We start from the raw sequence: 13,338 nt of genomic DNA, 5'->3' as shown, positions 1-13,338 counted from the left end.
GTGATGTCATAGCTTTTAGCCAAATATCCTTAAAATAGATAATGAAAACTGTCGCCATAATCGGAAGCGGACTTAATTATATTATTGCTGATATAATTAACCAATACTCCAAAGAAAGTTCAAAGTCTCACCTCAAGCAGGAGTTGGAACAGGCACATAGAGACCTGTTAGCATTGAACAATCTTTGGGGAGAACTGGATAACATCCTCAACAATCCGAGCTCCGCCTTCCCATCTAAAAATGGTGAAGAAATTATCCAGTTTTACCAAACAGTCTTTGAATCTAAACTATTCAAGAACATGATAAGCAGAGACTACAACATCGAATACTCAGTAAGTTCACATCGGAATCTTCTTCAAGATGAGATCAAGAGGATTTGCTATCGCTTTACTGAATTTGAAAACAAAGGCGGTTACAGTAACATCAAAAAGCTCCTACCGCACATAGGAGATAACTTCTCTAATATTCTTCGAAAGAACGAAGTAAGGAAGCTGCACATTTACACATTGAACTATGATGGCGTGCTTGATGCTTTACTGACAGAACGAAGGAAGGTGAGTCAGAAACAGGACTATCTGTTTAAAGACAGCTTTCATTATGGAGAATTCAATCAATGGAAGTTAAATAATTTGCCATACCTTATGGGGCATTTACATGGCTCATATAAGTATAAAAGAAATACACACTCAACAACGAAGCTAAAAAAAGGAATTATAAATGAGAATCCAGTAATGATTTATAATAGCCCTAACCTCAAAAAGACACTAATAAAAGAAGACCCTGTATTAAAAGCATATTATAATCAATTAGCTATGGACCTAAAAACATATCAGCGTTTAGTTGTATTAGGTGCCTCTTTTAAAACCGAACCTCATTTACTAGAACTTATTAGGACAGCCTTCAACAGGCCCAACACACATCTTATAGTATGTTCAGATAAGCCTAGAGAAGTAGCTTCCATTTTAGAATCTTACTACGATTTCCCCATTTATGTACAATCTACTGAACATATTAAAACAGAAACAGACCTTATAAAGTTGTTTGATCAGCTAGTTAGCACTAAAAGCACAAATTTTGTTGCGACAGCATAAACAAATATTCCTTTCCCTGCCGTAACTCAACCGCAGCAATACGTTATAGCAGTAGTTCCATATAAGCCTACCTTCTCAACTGAAGCAATACAGTAGGCAGGCGCTACAGTGGTTGTTGGTGCCAACACACAACAACGGCGGAGGGTGTTGTAGGAGAAACAGTAACGGCATAAGCCGCAAGAGAGGTATAAAAGCGGCAGTTCAAGCACTCACAGCACAACCTTAGTGAGTGCACCACAATATTTTAGCACATGTTCGAGCAGAGGCACATAGCGTTCTTCACGGCTACTATACTTGAGTGGAAACACCTCCTGAAGCCAGACAAGTACAAGAACCTCATTATTGAAAGCCTGCGGTTTCTTGTGGAGAACAAGCGGGTGAAGGTATACGGATTTGTTATTATGCCTAACCACCTGCACCTGCTCTGGAAAATGGAGGAGCCACACAGGCGGGAAAATGTGCTGCGGGACTTCTTAAAATATACAACAGCAAATTAAGGCTGACCTGGTAAAGCACTACCCTGCGGTACTGGAGAAGTTTCGAGTGGGGCTAAGGATCGACAGTACCAACTGTGGGAACGCAACCCACTGTCGGTGTACTGCTACTCTACTGCTGTAACAGAGCAAAAGCTGGATTATACACACCATAACCCTATTCAGGAGAAATGGTAGCTAGCTACTGCTCCTGAGGAATATCTTTATTCATCAGCACGATTCTACCTCACAAACAAAGATAACTATGGTTTCTAACACATTACCTTGATTAAGCGAGAGCAATGGTTGCAACTGAAAATGCCAACAACAGCAGAAGACTTCTGGTAAACAACTGGCAGCTACTGCTACCGAGAAGGGCAGTTGCATATAATGCATTCACTTACATACGCAAATGGGCTGCGTAGTGTATTTCGACAACGCTGAGAAGGGACTGTACACTATTAACCTCCTGCTACTACGCAGGTTCAAGGCTTTACAGGAGCATAATCCACTACAAAAGCATCTTCTAGAATATCTAGTTGTCCCAATAATTCACCAAACGTCTTATGCTCTGGATGCGGCAGGTAATTATCACGTGCTGCGGCATCTTCAAACGTTAATTGGTAAACATGGGTAAAGCCAAGGTTTTTGTTCTCTGGGCTATCGTTCACGCCATATTCGAAGGCTACAATACCAGGAATTTTATTTTGCAAATCACCAAAGGCTTTGGTCACCTTTTCAATTTGGGCAGAAGTTGCATCTGGTTTATACTTGAAAACTACAATATGTCGCACGGGCTCGTTTTTAGGGTTTTGAAATGCTGTAATAAACAACGTGGCGAAAAGAACTACCACAACTAAACTTATACCTGTTATCTTCTTCATAGCTACTTGAAGCATATATATGTTCTCGCAAACTAACTATAGCATACGAGTATACTCTTCTTGAGCAAGATTTACAACTTTTAGAAAGATAACCTTACATCTAGATGCTTTGTGTCCATCAAATCTAACGCCATAATATTTTCCCTTCTGAATATCTATAATGCTAGAAGGGCTGTTTTAACCAACCCATAGCTAATACCTTATTTTCAAAATCTTTTGTTACCAGATCGCTTAGCCCCTCCGATCGCTTGTAGATCTGCTCTACGGCTGTTTTGTTGAAAAAGTCTTCTGACACCAAAACGGCATTTCGGCGCAGTGTTGAACTATGGAGCCTTGGCAGAATATGCTCCACAAACCACTCCTGATCTGCCTGACGGATAACTCTCATTTTACGATTGTCACCTAGCCACCTCAAGAGCCGCTGCCCTTCCATCAACTGCACACAGGTAGTAATTGCCTCTCTAAACTCTTGGCTAGAAAGAAAACCCTCCCAGATAGCCGTACCTAACTGCAAACTCTTATCATGGGTGATGGTAACCACATGATTCTGGAAGAAAATAGATTCCATAAATGAATACGCTCCTACTAATAACTCACCCGTAAAATTAGATGATACTTTTGTATAGACAATAATTATCGAAACATCTTACGCCCTTTTAAGTTTCTGGTTATACCGCTTTTAAGGAAGCAGCCGCGCATAAATAAAGAGAAGCCTTGAAAGTAGGGAAAGCTTATTAGCTGGGCAATAATAAAGGAGGAGCTGCGGAAACAGTATAGCAAATAAACCGTTAATCAAGTGCAAAAGTGATAAAGGCTTATGTTTAAGCATAAGTACTTCTGCTCATTGTATTCTCTGAAAATATTTTTAAAGAGTGCAATAATATAAGAAAGCTGAGGGCTTACTGGCTTTTATACTTTGCTAATTCGACAGTTAAGTAATTGGTAATCAATTTTACTTATTGAAAGTTAGTACATATATTCGCTAATATCTATAGCCATATCCTATGATCTATTTCAAGCAACTTGATGCTGTTAGAGCACTAGCTGTTATGCTTGTTATTGTTTCGCATTGGTTGCCATTCCCGATCCTGCAGAAGGGCGGATTCGTTGGCGTAAATATTTTTTTCGTGCTCAGCGGCTTCCTGATAACAAATATTCTGTTTGACAATAAAAAAGAAGCGGAGGAAACAGGTACCTCTAAGCTCGTTGCTTTCAAGAACTTCTTCTTCAGAAGAGCCCTAAGAATACTGCCAGCCTACTACTTCACAGTTATTCTTGTATATTTTTTAAGCCGATATTTCAAACTGGGTGTCGACTCTGAACTTCCTTATCTTTTAACTTTCACTACCAATATTCACTTCTATAATTTAAAGTATTTCGGCGATTTAACAGCGCATTGCTGGTCTTTAGCCGTGGAAGAACAGTTTTACTTTTTATGGCCTTGGGTTATTCTATATACAAATAAAAAGTACATACTTCCCGTCATACTCGCCTTTATACTTACTGGCACCATCAGCCAATTATTTATCACCAACTTTGAGTATGGCTATTTGCCTACTTACACCTGCTTTGACGCTTTCGGTCTAGGAGCTCTATTGGCATGGGTGCTGGCTTATAAGCCTCATTTGTTAGGCAAGGCTTATAAAGCTCTGCATCTGCTCGTAATTTTAAGTATGCTACTTTTGGCAGGCAAACTATCTGGCAGTTTAAATATTCCTGTACCCATTCGTACGTTTGTATCTGTTATAGCCTTGTGCGTGATAACTTTTTTAGTGCACCAAGGGCAGGCCAAGAAATACAGGTTCTCTTCTTTGTTTAACAACAAGCGCCTGCTATTTATAGGCAAAATCAGTTATGGCCTCTATCTATATCATATTCCGATACCGTATGTGGTATGGGCATTTGCAAGGCTTATAAACCCATACTTCCCTTACCTGACCGACAACTATTTGTATTTTGCTTTGGCAAACATTAGTTTGCTCTGCCTGCTACCGTGGCTTTCCTGGATGTGCATCGAAAAGCCTTTCTTGAATTTGAAGAAATACTTTTCTTACAAGAAGGCTTCGATTCCTGTTCCTGTAAGCACAGTTGTAAAGGTGGGCTAACTTAATGCTATAGTAAAAGCTGGAAACCTAAGGGGAGAATACTAAGAATAGAAAAACAACAGACAAAGCTAGGAGGAATGCTTGTCTGAACCAGGCACGCCTGCTACCTCCACAAGCCATGCTTCTGCTTCGACGATATCCTGAAAATCATGTACAACCAGGCTTTCTTCCGAGTTGTTAGCCTTACTGTACATCTTTTCTATGGCATCTCGGTTCTGTTTGTTTTCTGAGGCCACGTTAGCTAAACGGAGTAGCGGGCTTTCCAGCAACTGAGGTATAAATACTTTTAAACTCCATTCCAGATCATCTAGGCGAATAGATTTCATTTTACGATTATCGCCCAACCAACCTCTCAATTCGTGCCTTTCTATAAGATCTAGGCACAACAAGACTGCTTCACGATACTCTGAGCCTATTAGCTCCCCATGCCAAACAGCTTTACCTAATCGCTGCTTTTTATCATAGAATATACTAACAAAGCTATTTTTGAAGTATAAATTTTTCATACAGCATTAAAGTAGCAGCAAGTTAGCATATTTAAAGATAATGTGCAAAACAATTTATATCACAAGAACCTACTCCACCAAAAGGCCACAACCATAACATTTAATTTTAAAGCTTAAAAACCCTTTAAAACCACTAATATCACGTTAATTACACAAATATGTTATACTTTACCCACCATTGCTGCGCATTACAATCAGCCTGAACAAAACAGAAATACACAAAAACAAAAAAGCAGGTATGGCACCCAATATTGGTAACCAAACCTGCTCTTAAATTATTCTTTTCTAAGATTTACTGTTTTAAGGCTTACTACTGCTGTGTGGCAACTACAATCGCTACACGGCGGTTTTTCTGTCTACCTTCTGCTGTATCGTTAGTTGCTCTTGGATTTGCTTCGCCCACTGCCTGTGTCGATATACGAGAAGCATCCAGTTCTGTATTTTGCTGTAACCAGTTCTTAACGTTATTGGCGCGTTCTTCAGCAAGCTGTTTATTATACTCTTTGCTAGCCAGATAGTCAGTATAGCCATAAACACGGATAGGGGCCTGAGATCCGCCAACTTCCTTGATTGATTCTACAATGCTATTAAGCTTTTCATCTGCACCAGAACGAAGTGTGGCTTTATCTAAATCAAACAGAATACGCTCATCCATCATATAGATATTGTACCCCTGGCTCGAACGGCGCTCTATACCTGAATTTGTAAACCTATTATCATTTGCTACGGGAGCATCTAGATCTACATTAGCCCAAAAGCCTTCTCCTACCTCTTTTATCTCAGCTCCATCTGCCTCCACTCGGGCTCTATCATCGCCATACATAACTGCGGTATCGGCAGAAGCCAATTCTGATACGCCTGCTTCCTCTACTCTGTTGTTTTCATTACATGCTGTAAATAAGCCTAATGCGGCAATAAGTGCAATTGATTTAATATTTTTCATAGTTGTGTTCTTAGTTGGTTCTTATATATTTTCTACGAGGCATACCAGGCATTGTTTAGGTATAACATCCTTAATACTAGCATATTCTAAGAAATGCTCCAGCCAAGAAAGCATAAAAAAGCAGCAAACTATAAGAACCGCAAAACGAATTGTAGTCATTTATAACTGTGTTTAGAACCCGCACTACTAGCCGACAAAAAACAATAACACTTTATTAAACAGCTATTTACAATAAGTAAAATTATTCTAACAGCCACTATTGAGGCAGAATTATGAAGCTCGCTAATCTGCTATAAGTGAGCAAACCTAAATAGCAAGTACCAATCCTTTTCATATATAACTATACTTTTACAGCATTTTGCAAAAAAATGACAAAATGGCCATACAAGAGCAATAACTCTACCCATGAGAAGCCAAATTGGCATAACCACTTGAGGTTATAAATTACAGAGCACGCCTCGAATAAATGGCATCTATTTTGCATTATTCCTCTTGAAACCGAAAGAGGAGAAAGACATGAAATTGATAAATAATAAAGAATTTTTACGAAGCATAGCTCAACACCTTGATCTGTTTAATACAGTTGGAGGAGGTATAAGCGAAACTTATGTTGAAATCGAAAAATATAAGAAGGGAGCAATCATTAGTGTTTGGGCTGCGGGCGTGAACCCAGAAGCATTTAAAGTGGTGCTTCACAACAACCAACTAACTATTTATTCTGTGTTACAAAGCGAGATAAATCCTGAGTTGGCTATTCCGTTGTTCAACCGCATATATATGTTACCACCTCAGGTAGATTTAGGCCGCATTGAGGCAGTATACCAAGAAGGAGAACTTCAGGTAAAATTACCTTACCACGAAGCCGCTATGCAACCTAAAGAAATTGAGATAAAACAACTATAAGTAACCCAAAAATAAAGCTATAAACGAGCAAAGGCTACCATAATGGTAGCCTTTGCTCGTTTAGGTGGGGCTTGATAAGCATAACACACGCCCTGTTCGAAAACATAATTTATAAAAATTTAGCTTTTATGATTGATGTAAGGTAGTCGTACACTTCTACTGTTTCTTTATCATAGATAAAAGACTGATATCCTTCGGCTGTAGTTTGCTGCACCCTACAACCACTTTCTATCATCATAAATATTAGCTCCCGCAGACGGTACGGATGGCCAGCCACATTGAGGATACAGACAGCATCGCTGCTCTCTACCTGCAGAAACATGTGTTGCACCTGGTTTACATCCGTCATAGTGTTTTGATCAGACATATGCATAATTGATACTTTGGCTATTACTCTAGAGCAAAAACTTCTCAAAAAAAGTGCCCTATTGTAAACAGAATTTTACCAAAAGCCACTAAAACTTACTTAAATACAACCTAATGTAAGTATGGTTTTACACATCGGCTCTACTTAAGCCTTACCGTATGAACAATAACGTCAGCAGTAGCTATTTTTAGACTGCTTAATCTGGGCTGGCAATTCTACCACATTATAAAAAGCGGCATTTCAGGTTCTGAGAGGGTAGAAGTACAACGCTGAAGTACATTTCTACTTTAAAACTACTATCGCCTTGGGTGCTCCTTTCGCCAACCTACCACAAACAAGATAATCCAGACAGGAAACAGAGAGCTAAGGATAGAAGCAAAGTAAGGGTCTACTGCAAAGGCAAGTATGATCTGAAGCAAGAATGTTACGACAGCTCCAACGGCGGCTATTTTATAATACTTGTTCCATTTTTTCATAAACACTTATACGCAAGTTTTGCTCTGAAGCTTAGGACTACTGTTTTTCCTTTTTGATAGTATATAGTTTGTAGCAGGACAAAAAGAAAGACAATTGCCGCTAAGGCCGCAATCGAAAGGAGCCAAGGCTACACAAACAGAAATGGAGAAAAGGAATTGGATGACAAAGTCTTACTTATTGTTCCAACACAAAAGGGGAAGTGCGGCATGACGCAAAAAAAATACCCGTCGTTATGGGCGGGTATTCATTAATCTAAACGCTTCAGCACGCGTAATCTTCTTCTCAAGTATAAGCGGAGGATCGTCTTTCTTCGCTACGACCAACGTATACTTGTTTTTTGCATCCTGATAATAGATCAACGTTGTTAAATCTTCGTAACCAATACTAAAGATTTTTCGCGTCTCCTTATTATAGAAATTATAATTATCTAATTTAATATTCTTCAATAACCTCATATTCCAACACCTTTCTATTAATTTAACGGTACAGTGGCCCCCTAATGTTTCATTTCTTAAAGTTGTTCAACTACTTTCTTCTAAAATTTATACATTTGGCAACTATACATATATGTGCTTCTAATAAAGATAACTCGTACTAAAACTGTGCCATCAGCTACAAACCCTAGCAACCTTACTGCCAGCGAAATAACTGGCCTGCAAAACATGCTTAACCAACACGGGCTTATAAAGCAGCTCAACCCTGCCATGACGCGGGAGCGATACGAGGAGCTGCTCATAACTATGCTGGATAACGGCTACCGTATGGTTGGAGCTTTTGATAGCAGCACCTGTGTAGGTCTCTCTGGTTTTTGGGTAAACGCAAAGCTTTACAGCGGTAAGTATTTAGAAGTAGATAACTTTATAGTAGATGAAGCTTACAGATCTAAAGGTGTAGGCAAATTGTTGTCTGACTGGATGCTACAAGAGGCGAAAAACTTAGCTTGCGATACTATAATGCTAGATGCATACGTTACAAATAGTGCCGCTCATAAGTTTTACTTTAGGGAAGGGTTCCATATCAAAAGCTACCATTTTTTTAAAAGTATTTAGCGCATGAACAGCAGCAGCTCAAGCCGCTTTTACGGTTTGCTTCTCTTTCTAATCTTTGAAATCGTAGTTTTTGCTGGACTAAAGTGGCTACTATCGGATATGGGTATGGACAATCAGTTTCAGCCAGAAAACACTATTGTACCCAACTGGGTAAAAGCGGCGCTTTTTATCTTGCTTTACCTGCTTTCTGTGCTCACCGCTGTTGTGTTGGTAAGTAATTACGTGCCTAGCAAACACCGTAAGCAACTTATGGGCTGGGTGTACTTAGCGTTACTTGTTATGCTGCCTATGCTTTTTTTTATTTTTGAATAAACTGTGTGGCTGTTGATTTCATCAGAACGTTTTTACAGAGTTTCACCTGGCACAAAGACAGTTACTGATCGCGAAATCACACAAAAACTATTTCTTCCTCTAACTTTAACACGTACACAAAACCAATTATAATCTGACTAATTAATCTAATATTGCACTCATGAAAAAGTTACTTTCATCTATACTACTGCTGTTGTCGCTGTGCATGGGGGCGCAAGCACAAACAGAACAGGCGCAACCTGCTAGATATTTTATTCATCTTAACAACGGACAGACCATATACACCAATAAGTTAAAGTATAAGTCTCCGATCTTTAAGCAGGACTACTTCTTAGTAGATGACACGCTCCGTTATAGCATACAGTCTGTAAACCTGTACCAGAGCGACGAGGGTTATTTTGCCCGTGTTAGCTACGGCAGTGGCCTCGACAGCTTTGCAAAGCGCGTATCGGAAGGGCCGCGTATCTCTAAGTTCTACACCAGCACTTATGATTACAGGCCAAACTACTCGCCGTATGGCTTCGGAGGATATGGATACGGCTATGGTGCTGTACCATCACGCAGGCGCGTATACTTCTTCTCGAAAGACAATGGCCCACTGATCCCTTTAAACTACGAAAACCTGAAAGAGTCCCTTGCGGACAATGCCTCTAGCATGGCTTTGCTACAGCGGCATAAGCGCGAGCGTGTAATCTCTACCATTGTGTCTGCAGTGGGTGTGGGTGTTACGGCTATAGGCGTTTTAAGCTCTAATGTTACTACAGATGTCTATGGTAACAGCAGTGCCCAAATAAATCCAGCCGTGTACGCAGGCGCTGGTCTAATAGCCCTTCCGTTTGTAATCAAGCTTTTCCAGAAAGACAAACTGACTCAGGCCATGGAAGTTTACAACTATGAGCTAAAACGCTAACAGGACATATCACATAAAAGCTTTTGACTTTAGCCGAAACTGCCTTACAGTTTCGGCTATTTCATTATATTGTAGTCTGTACCGTTTAACGTGTGCCTTGATGGCGATTAGCGCTCTTCAGTTCTAGACACTCTAGCTCGACATGCTTCTGAATAGGCAATGTGTTCTTAGCGGCGGCGTATAAACATTAACTATTACCATTCTTTATGTTGCTTTCCTTACCCTTTACTGTTCCGAATTTTTCAATTATTAAGCGTTGGGTAGCCTCTGTAGCTGTTGCAGCCGCTCTAACCACAGGATTTTCTTCCTGCGCCAGCACGCCACCGCAGCATGGCCAACGCGGCTACACCGAACAAGGCAAAGCTTCTTACTACAGCCGAAAGTTTCAGGGGCGTAAAATGGCTAACGGAGAACCTTACCGCCGCCGAAAACTAACTGCAGCACACAAAACGCTGCCCTTCGGCACAAAGGTGAAAGTTACTAACTTGCAATCAGGCAAAACAGTACGGGTGAAAATCACAGACAGAGGCCCGTTTATCAGCGGCCGTATTATAGACTTGTCTGAAGCTGCAGCCAAGAGGTTGAACTATATTAAAGCAGGCGTTGTACCTGTTAAAATAAAAGTTGTGCGTGCAGCCGATTAGCAGCGACAAAATTTAAGGAATATTTAACATTTAAGACACACCTGTTCTTCAATTGGTTACGTTAAGTATAGTAAAAGTTGCATTTTATATAATATCCAAAGTTTACATTGATTATTATAACTATACTTTATAATTTTGTCTCATGAAATCAAGAGAAATATATTGGACTCTTTCCTCTTTAGTAGTTATAATGCTGGTTGCGATAGCCACTTGCATGGCAGCTACTTCTGTTTCTCTTAGTCCTTCAAACCAGCCTCAGCAACAGGTTACTTTGGCAGGAGAAGCTAGTACAAATGAGCCAAAAGCAAAATCGACTGCAACAACCACTAAACCAAGCCAAAAATCGATTCTGGATGCTGATGTACTGGAAAGCCCTATGTCTTTTCTAAAAAGCGCCTTTTCTGAGGAAGAGGATTCTGCAGAAAGCTTTGATCATGCCAGTGCTCTGGTAGTTGCTCTAAAAGCGCTTGTGGCAACCCTACTTTCCACAATCATTTAGTCTACATATCTTACGGCCTGTGCAGGCCTTACCAGCAAGAGGTTCCATAGCTGTGCTTGCACCCACTTATCTCAAAAGTATTTCAGAAAAGTGTAGTGGAGAGGGATTGGTATATTTTCCTTTTTTAAAAAGAAGTAGCTACTCCCACTAAGCCAAGCATAACCATCAGTTGTGATTTTCCCTCCACACTAAGCCGCTGCTGAACCATGCTGTCCTATATAAAATCGCTCATGATGGCCAAAGCCAAGCCAAGTATAGTTGCTACTAACTTATTTCGGTTAAAATGATGATCTGGACTGCTCTCAAAAAGAATGGTAGTGGAAATATGCAGGAAGTTACCAGCCACCAAACCTGTTAAGGCTATGTAGAGAGGGCTGCTTGCGGGTTCTTGTGCAAGCAGAGTGTTACCAACAATAATACCTAACGGAGAGCCTACCGCAAAAATTAAGAGCCACAGAAAAGCCTTCTTAAAGTTATGCCACCGCGAAAGCAGCACCGACATAAGCGCAAAAGCAGCAGGCACGTGGTGCAGCGCTACTCCTAACAGCACCAGGCTAAAACCGCCTCCTGCATGTGAGTGGCCATGCGCCGATGATCTTACATCAACCAGAATACTTCCTTCCAGAAAAGAGTGCACAAACAAAGAGCATAGCAAAAGAAAGGGGATACCTGTTGCCTCGTTGTGCTGGTGTTTATGCATGTGCCCATGCTCTACGCCCTGCGAAAAAAGCTCTAATATTAGCTGCAGAAAGAAACCAGCCAATACCCAATAGCCAACCAAATAAGGGTTATTAGCCTCTAACAGCATGTCGGGCAACAAGTGGATAATGGTGATGGAGAACAGGTAGGCACCGCTAAACGATAACGCAAGCTTCAGCCATTTACTGTTGCTGGGCGGAAACGCCTTTACCAGAAAGCCTGAAAGCACAACTGTAAAAAACAGCACAAGTATGGCAACTATCATAAAGGCTAAGGTCGTGTTAAAATAAAAATCATGCGGTCGCTATTTTCCGCGTGGTAAGGTTTAAGGTTATAGTCGCCAAACATATCTACTAACTCCAACTGCGCCATTCTGAAATAGCGCCTAAAATTTTTTTCTCGCAGCACTCTTACGCGCTCCTCAAATTCATAGTTCTTTCCTTTATCAGAAAAAAGGATATCTTTAACTATAAAGCCAGCCTCCAACTTCCTGTTAATGCGAAAGGTTATACCGTTTATCTCTTTTTCTTCGTGCGGCACCAGTTTCGCAATCGTTTTAGATGTGTTCATAAAATCAATTACTAGCTTGCCACCAGGTTTAACGGCTTTAGCTGTAGAGCTTAGTGCAACTATGTTTTCTACCTCACTTTCGAAATAGCCGAAGCTCGTATATAAGTTTACCACTAGGTCGAAGTATTCAGGCTTGTACACGGCACGCATGTCATGCACTTCAAAATGAAGGCGATCTTTCTCAAACTGCTTTGCATGCTTTATACTGCTCGCCGAAAGGTCGAGACCTGTCACGTCGCATCCTTTTTGGTTCAGGTAAACAGAATGCCGCCCTCTTCCGCACGCCAAATCCAGTACTTTGTAAGAGGGATCAGGTTGAATGTAGGCTAACAGATTATCTATAAACAATTGTGCCTCTTGTGCATTACGGTTTTTGTAAAGGATGTGATAGTACGGGGAATTAAACCAAGCGCTAAACCATTCTTCCTGCTGCGACATAATGCTAAAAGCAATAGAGTTGCAAATATAGAGTTAATTTCTGAAAAGCTGCCTTCCTTGCAGCACCAATAAGCTTACGGTATACGAAAGGAAAGAGCAAAAAAAAAGCCTGCCGTTGCTATAACAGCAGCGGCAGGCTAATAAAATCTTATAAATTTTAGTGCTGTAGTGTACCCATATCAGAAGTGTTAGATTCCACTTCTTCTGAAACACTGTCGCTTGGTTGTATGCTGTTTCCACCTCTCATGTGGCCTGGCATGTACTCTTCTTTCTGAGACTCGCCATGTATATCGTTTACCTTGCCGATATTATGTGTATTCCTTGTGCCTGGCTCAACATAGTCTACAGACACTTTCGTTTCTGGTCTGTAATCTGACGGAGTACCGCAAGAGGCCATAAACAAACCACATACGGCGGCAAAAGCTACTATTACGTTCTTGTTCATCATTGTTTGGTTTATACTTTATA

At 40.5% G+C, this 13,338-nt stretch carries 19 protein-coding genes; 9 read left to right on the top strand and 10 right to left on the bottom strand.

Features of this window, described 5'->3' with window-relative positions; all coding sequences use genetic code 11:
• The first annotated feature begins 41 nt into the window (after nucleotides 1-41).
• Both LN893_RS01260 and LN893_RS01255 read left to right on the top strand, forming a co-directional pair.
• Complete coding sequence (locus LN893_RS01260) at nucleotides 42-1,091, top strand: SIR2 family protein (RefSeq protein WP_229967494.1); 1,050 nt, start codon at nucleotides 42-44, stop codon at nucleotides 1,089-1,091.
• Nucleotides 1,092-1,342: 251 nt separating this feature from the next.
• On the top strand, nucleotides 1,343-1,588 hold the full coding sequence (locus tag LN893_RS01255; protein WP_229967492.1) for a transposase: 246 nt from the start codon (nucleotides 1,343-1,345) through the stop codon (nucleotides 1,586-1,588).
• Between the two features lie 461 nt (nucleotides 1,589-2,049).
• On the opposite strand, the gene LN893_RS01250 is transcribed toward LN893_RS01255, so the two are convergent.
• On the bottom strand, nucleotides 2,050-2,448 hold the full coding sequence (locus tag LN893_RS01250) for a Dabb family protein (protein WP_229967490.1): 399 nt from the start codon (nucleotides 2,446-2,448) through the stop codon (nucleotides 2,050-2,052).
• Nucleotides 2,449-2,611: 163 nt separating this feature from the next.
• Entirely contained in the window at nucleotides 2,612-3,016 is a 405-nt protein-coding gene (locus LN893_RS01245; RefSeq protein WP_229967489.1) for a hypothetical protein, read from the bottom strand.
• A 436-nt stretch (nucleotides 3,017-3,452) separates the two neighbouring features.
• Between LN893_RS01245 and LN893_RS01240 the strand changes: the two genes are divergently transcribed.
• Nucleotides 3,453-4,553, top strand: a complete 1,101-nt coding sequence (locus tag LN893_RS01240) for an acyltransferase family protein (protein WP_229967487.1) — start codon at nucleotides 3,453-3,455, stop codon at nucleotides 4,551-4,553.
• Between the two features lie 68 nt (nucleotides 4,554-4,621).
• On the opposite strand, the gene LN893_RS01235 is transcribed toward LN893_RS01240, so the two are convergent.
• Nucleotides 4,622-5,059: a hypothetical protein gene (locus LN893_RS01235; protein ID WP_229967485.1), complete on the bottom strand. Its 438-nt coding sequence runs from the start codon at nucleotides 5,057-5,059 to the stop codon at nucleotides 4,622-4,624.
• 310 nt (nucleotides 5,060-5,369) lie between these two features.
• On the bottom strand, nucleotides 5,370-6,002 hold the full coding sequence (locus LN893_RS01230) for an OmpA family protein (protein ID WP_229967483.1): 633 nt from the start codon (nucleotides 6,000-6,002) through the stop codon (nucleotides 5,370-5,372).
• A 492-nt stretch (nucleotides 6,003-6,494) separates the two neighbouring features.
• Between LN893_RS01230 and LN893_RS01225 the strand changes: the two genes are divergently transcribed.
• Nucleotides 6,495-6,905, top strand: coding sequence for an Hsp20/alpha crystallin family protein (locus LN893_RS01225; RefSeq protein ID WP_229967481.1), 411 nt, complete (start codon nucleotides 6,495-6,497; stop codon nucleotides 6,903-6,905).
• A gap of 109 nt (nucleotides 6,906-7,014) precedes the next feature.
• Here LN893_RS01225 and LN893_RS01220 read toward each other — a convergent pair whose 3' ends face one another.
• The 3 genes from LN893_RS01220 to LN893_RS20440 all read right to left on the bottom strand — a co-directional run bounded on the left by LN893_RS01220 (nucleotide 7,015) and on the right by LN893_RS20440 (nucleotide 8,108).
• Nucleotides 7,015-7,272, bottom strand: a complete 258-nt coding sequence (locus LN893_RS01220) for a hypothetical protein (protein WP_229967479.1) — start codon at nucleotides 7,270-7,272, stop codon at nucleotides 7,015-7,017.
• Nucleotides 7,273-7,568: 296 nt separating this feature from the next.
• Complete coding sequence (locus LN893_RS01215) at nucleotides 7,569-7,748, bottom strand: hypothetical protein (protein ID WP_229967477.1); 180 nt, start codon at nucleotides 7,746-7,748, stop codon at nucleotides 7,569-7,571.
• A 231-nt stretch (nucleotides 7,749-7,979) separates the two neighbouring features.
• Complete coding sequence (locus LN893_RS20440) at nucleotides 7,980-8,108, bottom strand: hypothetical protein (protein ID WP_255709817.1); 129 nt, start codon at nucleotides 8,106-8,108, stop codon at nucleotides 7,980-7,982.
• Nucleotides 8,109-8,351: 243 nt separating this feature from the next.
• Here LN893_RS20440 and LN893_RS01210 point away from each other — a divergent pair, with 243 nt between their 5' ends.
• The 5 genes from LN893_RS01210 (at nucleotide 8,352) to LN893_RS01190 (ending at nucleotide 11,163) form a co-directional block, all read left to right on the top strand.
• Complete coding sequence (locus tag LN893_RS01210; protein ID WP_229967475.1) at nucleotides 8,352-8,798, top strand: GNAT family N-acetyltransferase; 447 nt, start codon at nucleotides 8,352-8,354, stop codon at nucleotides 8,796-8,798.
• Nucleotides 8,799-8,801: 3 nt separating this feature from the next.
• Nucleotides 8,802-9,110 carry a hypothetical protein gene (locus LN893_RS01205; protein ID WP_229967473.1) on the top strand — a complete coding sequence of 103 codons (309 nt, stop codon included), beginning with the start codon at nucleotides 8,802-8,804 and terminating at the stop codon, nucleotides 9,108-9,110.
• 160 nt (nucleotides 9,111-9,270) lie between these two features.
• Complete coding sequence (locus LN893_RS01200) at nucleotides 9,271-10,020, top strand: hypothetical protein (protein ID WP_229967471.1); 750 nt, start codon at nucleotides 9,271-9,273, stop codon at nucleotides 10,018-10,020.
• 206 nt (nucleotides 10,021-10,226) lie between these two features.
• The gene (locus tag LN893_RS01195; RefSeq protein WP_229967469.1) at nucleotides 10,227-10,664 is read left to right on the top strand and encodes a septal ring lytic transglycosylase RlpA family protein; all 438 of its coding nucleotides are present in this window, start codon (nucleotides 10,227-10,229) and stop codon (nucleotides 10,662-10,664) included.
• Between the two features lie 142 nt (nucleotides 10,665-10,806).
• Complete coding sequence (locus LN893_RS01190) at nucleotides 10,807-11,163, top strand: hypothetical protein (protein ID WP_229967468.1); 357 nt, start codon at nucleotides 10,807-10,809, stop codon at nucleotides 11,161-11,163.
• 214 nt (nucleotides 11,164-11,377) lie between these two features.
• Here LN893_RS01190 and LN893_RS01185 read toward each other — a convergent pair whose 3' ends face one another.
• From LN893_RS01185 to LN893_RS01175, 3 genes are all read right to left on the bottom strand, one after another.
• Complete coding sequence (locus LN893_RS01185; protein ID WP_229967466.1) at nucleotides 11,378-12,127, bottom strand: ZIP family metal transporter; 750 nt, start codon at nucleotides 12,125-12,127, stop codon at nucleotides 11,378-11,380.
• A 5-nt stretch (nucleotides 12,128-12,132) separates the two neighbouring features.
• A complete protein-coding gene (locus tag LN893_RS01180) occupies nucleotides 12,133-12,870 on the bottom strand; it encodes a class I SAM-dependent methyltransferase (protein WP_229967464.1) in 738 nt (245 codons plus the stop codon).
• A gap of 157 nt (nucleotides 12,871-13,027) precedes the next feature.
• Entirely contained in the window at nucleotides 13,028-13,318 is a 291-nt protein-coding gene (locus LN893_RS01175; protein WP_229967461.1) for a hypothetical protein, read from the bottom strand.
• Nucleotides 13,319-13,338: the final 20 nt, after the last annotated feature.

The organism is Pontibacter harenae (assembly GCF_020907245.1).
Lineage (GTDB): Bacteria > Bacteroidota > Bacteroidia > Cytophagales > Hymenobacteraceae > Pontibacter > Pontibacter harenae.
This window is presented reverse-complemented; position numbering and strand designations above follow the sequence as displayed.

Coding starts and splice junctions, on each gene's coding strand:
- LN893_RS01260 (WP_229967494.1), top strand. CDS start 42: ATGAAAACTGTCGCCATAATCGGAAGCGGACTTAATTATATTATTGCT.
- LN893_RS01255 (WP_229967492.1), top strand. CDS start 1,343: ATGTTCGAGCAGAGGCACATAGCGTTCTTCACGGCTACTATACTTGAG.
- LN893_RS01250 (WP_229967490.1), bottom strand. CDS start 2,448: ATGAAGAAGATAACAGGTATAAGTTTAGTTGTGGTAGTTCTTTTCGCC.
- LN893_RS01245 (WP_229967489.1), bottom strand. CDS start 3,016: ATGGAATCTATTTTCTTCCAGAATCATGTGGTTACCATCACCCATGAT.
- LN893_RS01240 (WP_229967487.1), top strand. CDS start 3,453: ATGATCTATTTCAAGCAACTTGATGCTGTTAGAGCACTAGCTGTTATG.
- LN893_RS01235 (WP_229967485.1), bottom strand. CDS start 5,059: ATGAAAAATTTATACTTCAAAAATAGCTTTGTTAGTATATTCTATGAT.
- LN893_RS01230 (WP_229967483.1), bottom strand. CDS start 6,002: ATGAAAAATATTAAATCAATTGCACTTATTGCCGCATTAGGCTTATTT.
- LN893_RS01220 (WP_229967479.1), bottom strand. CDS start 7,272: ATGTCTGATCAAAACACTATGACGGATGTAAACCAGGTGCAACACATG.
- LN893_RS01215 (WP_229967477.1), bottom strand. CDS start 7,748: ATGAAAAAATGGAACAAGTATTATAAAATAGCCGCCGTTGGAGCTGTC.
- LN893_RS01205 (WP_229967473.1), top strand. CDS start 8,802: ATGAACAGCAGCAGCTCAAGCCGCTTTTACGGTTTGCTTCTCTTTCTA.
- LN893_RS01200 (WP_229967471.1), top strand. CDS start 9,271: ATGAAAAAGTTACTTTCATCTATACTACTGCTGTTGTCGCTGTGCATG.
- LN893_RS01195 (WP_229967469.1), top strand. CDS start 10,227: ATGTTGCTTTCCTTACCCTTTACTGTTCCGAATTTTTCAATTATTAAG.
- LN893_RS01190 (WP_229967468.1), top strand. CDS start 10,807: ATGAAATCAAGAGAAATATATTGGACTCTTTCCTCTTTAGTAGTTATA.
- LN893_RS01185 (WP_229967466.1), bottom strand. CDS start 12,127: ATGATAGTTGCCATACTTGTGCTGTTTTTTACAGTTGTGCTTTCAGGC.
- LN893_RS01180 (WP_229967464.1), bottom strand. CDS start 12,870: ATGTCGCAGCAGGAAGAATGGTTTAGCGCTTGGTTTAATTCCCCGTAC.
- LN893_RS01175 (WP_229967461.1), bottom strand. CDS start 13,318: ATGATGAACAAGAACGTAATAGTAGCTTTTGCCGCCGTATGTGGTTTG.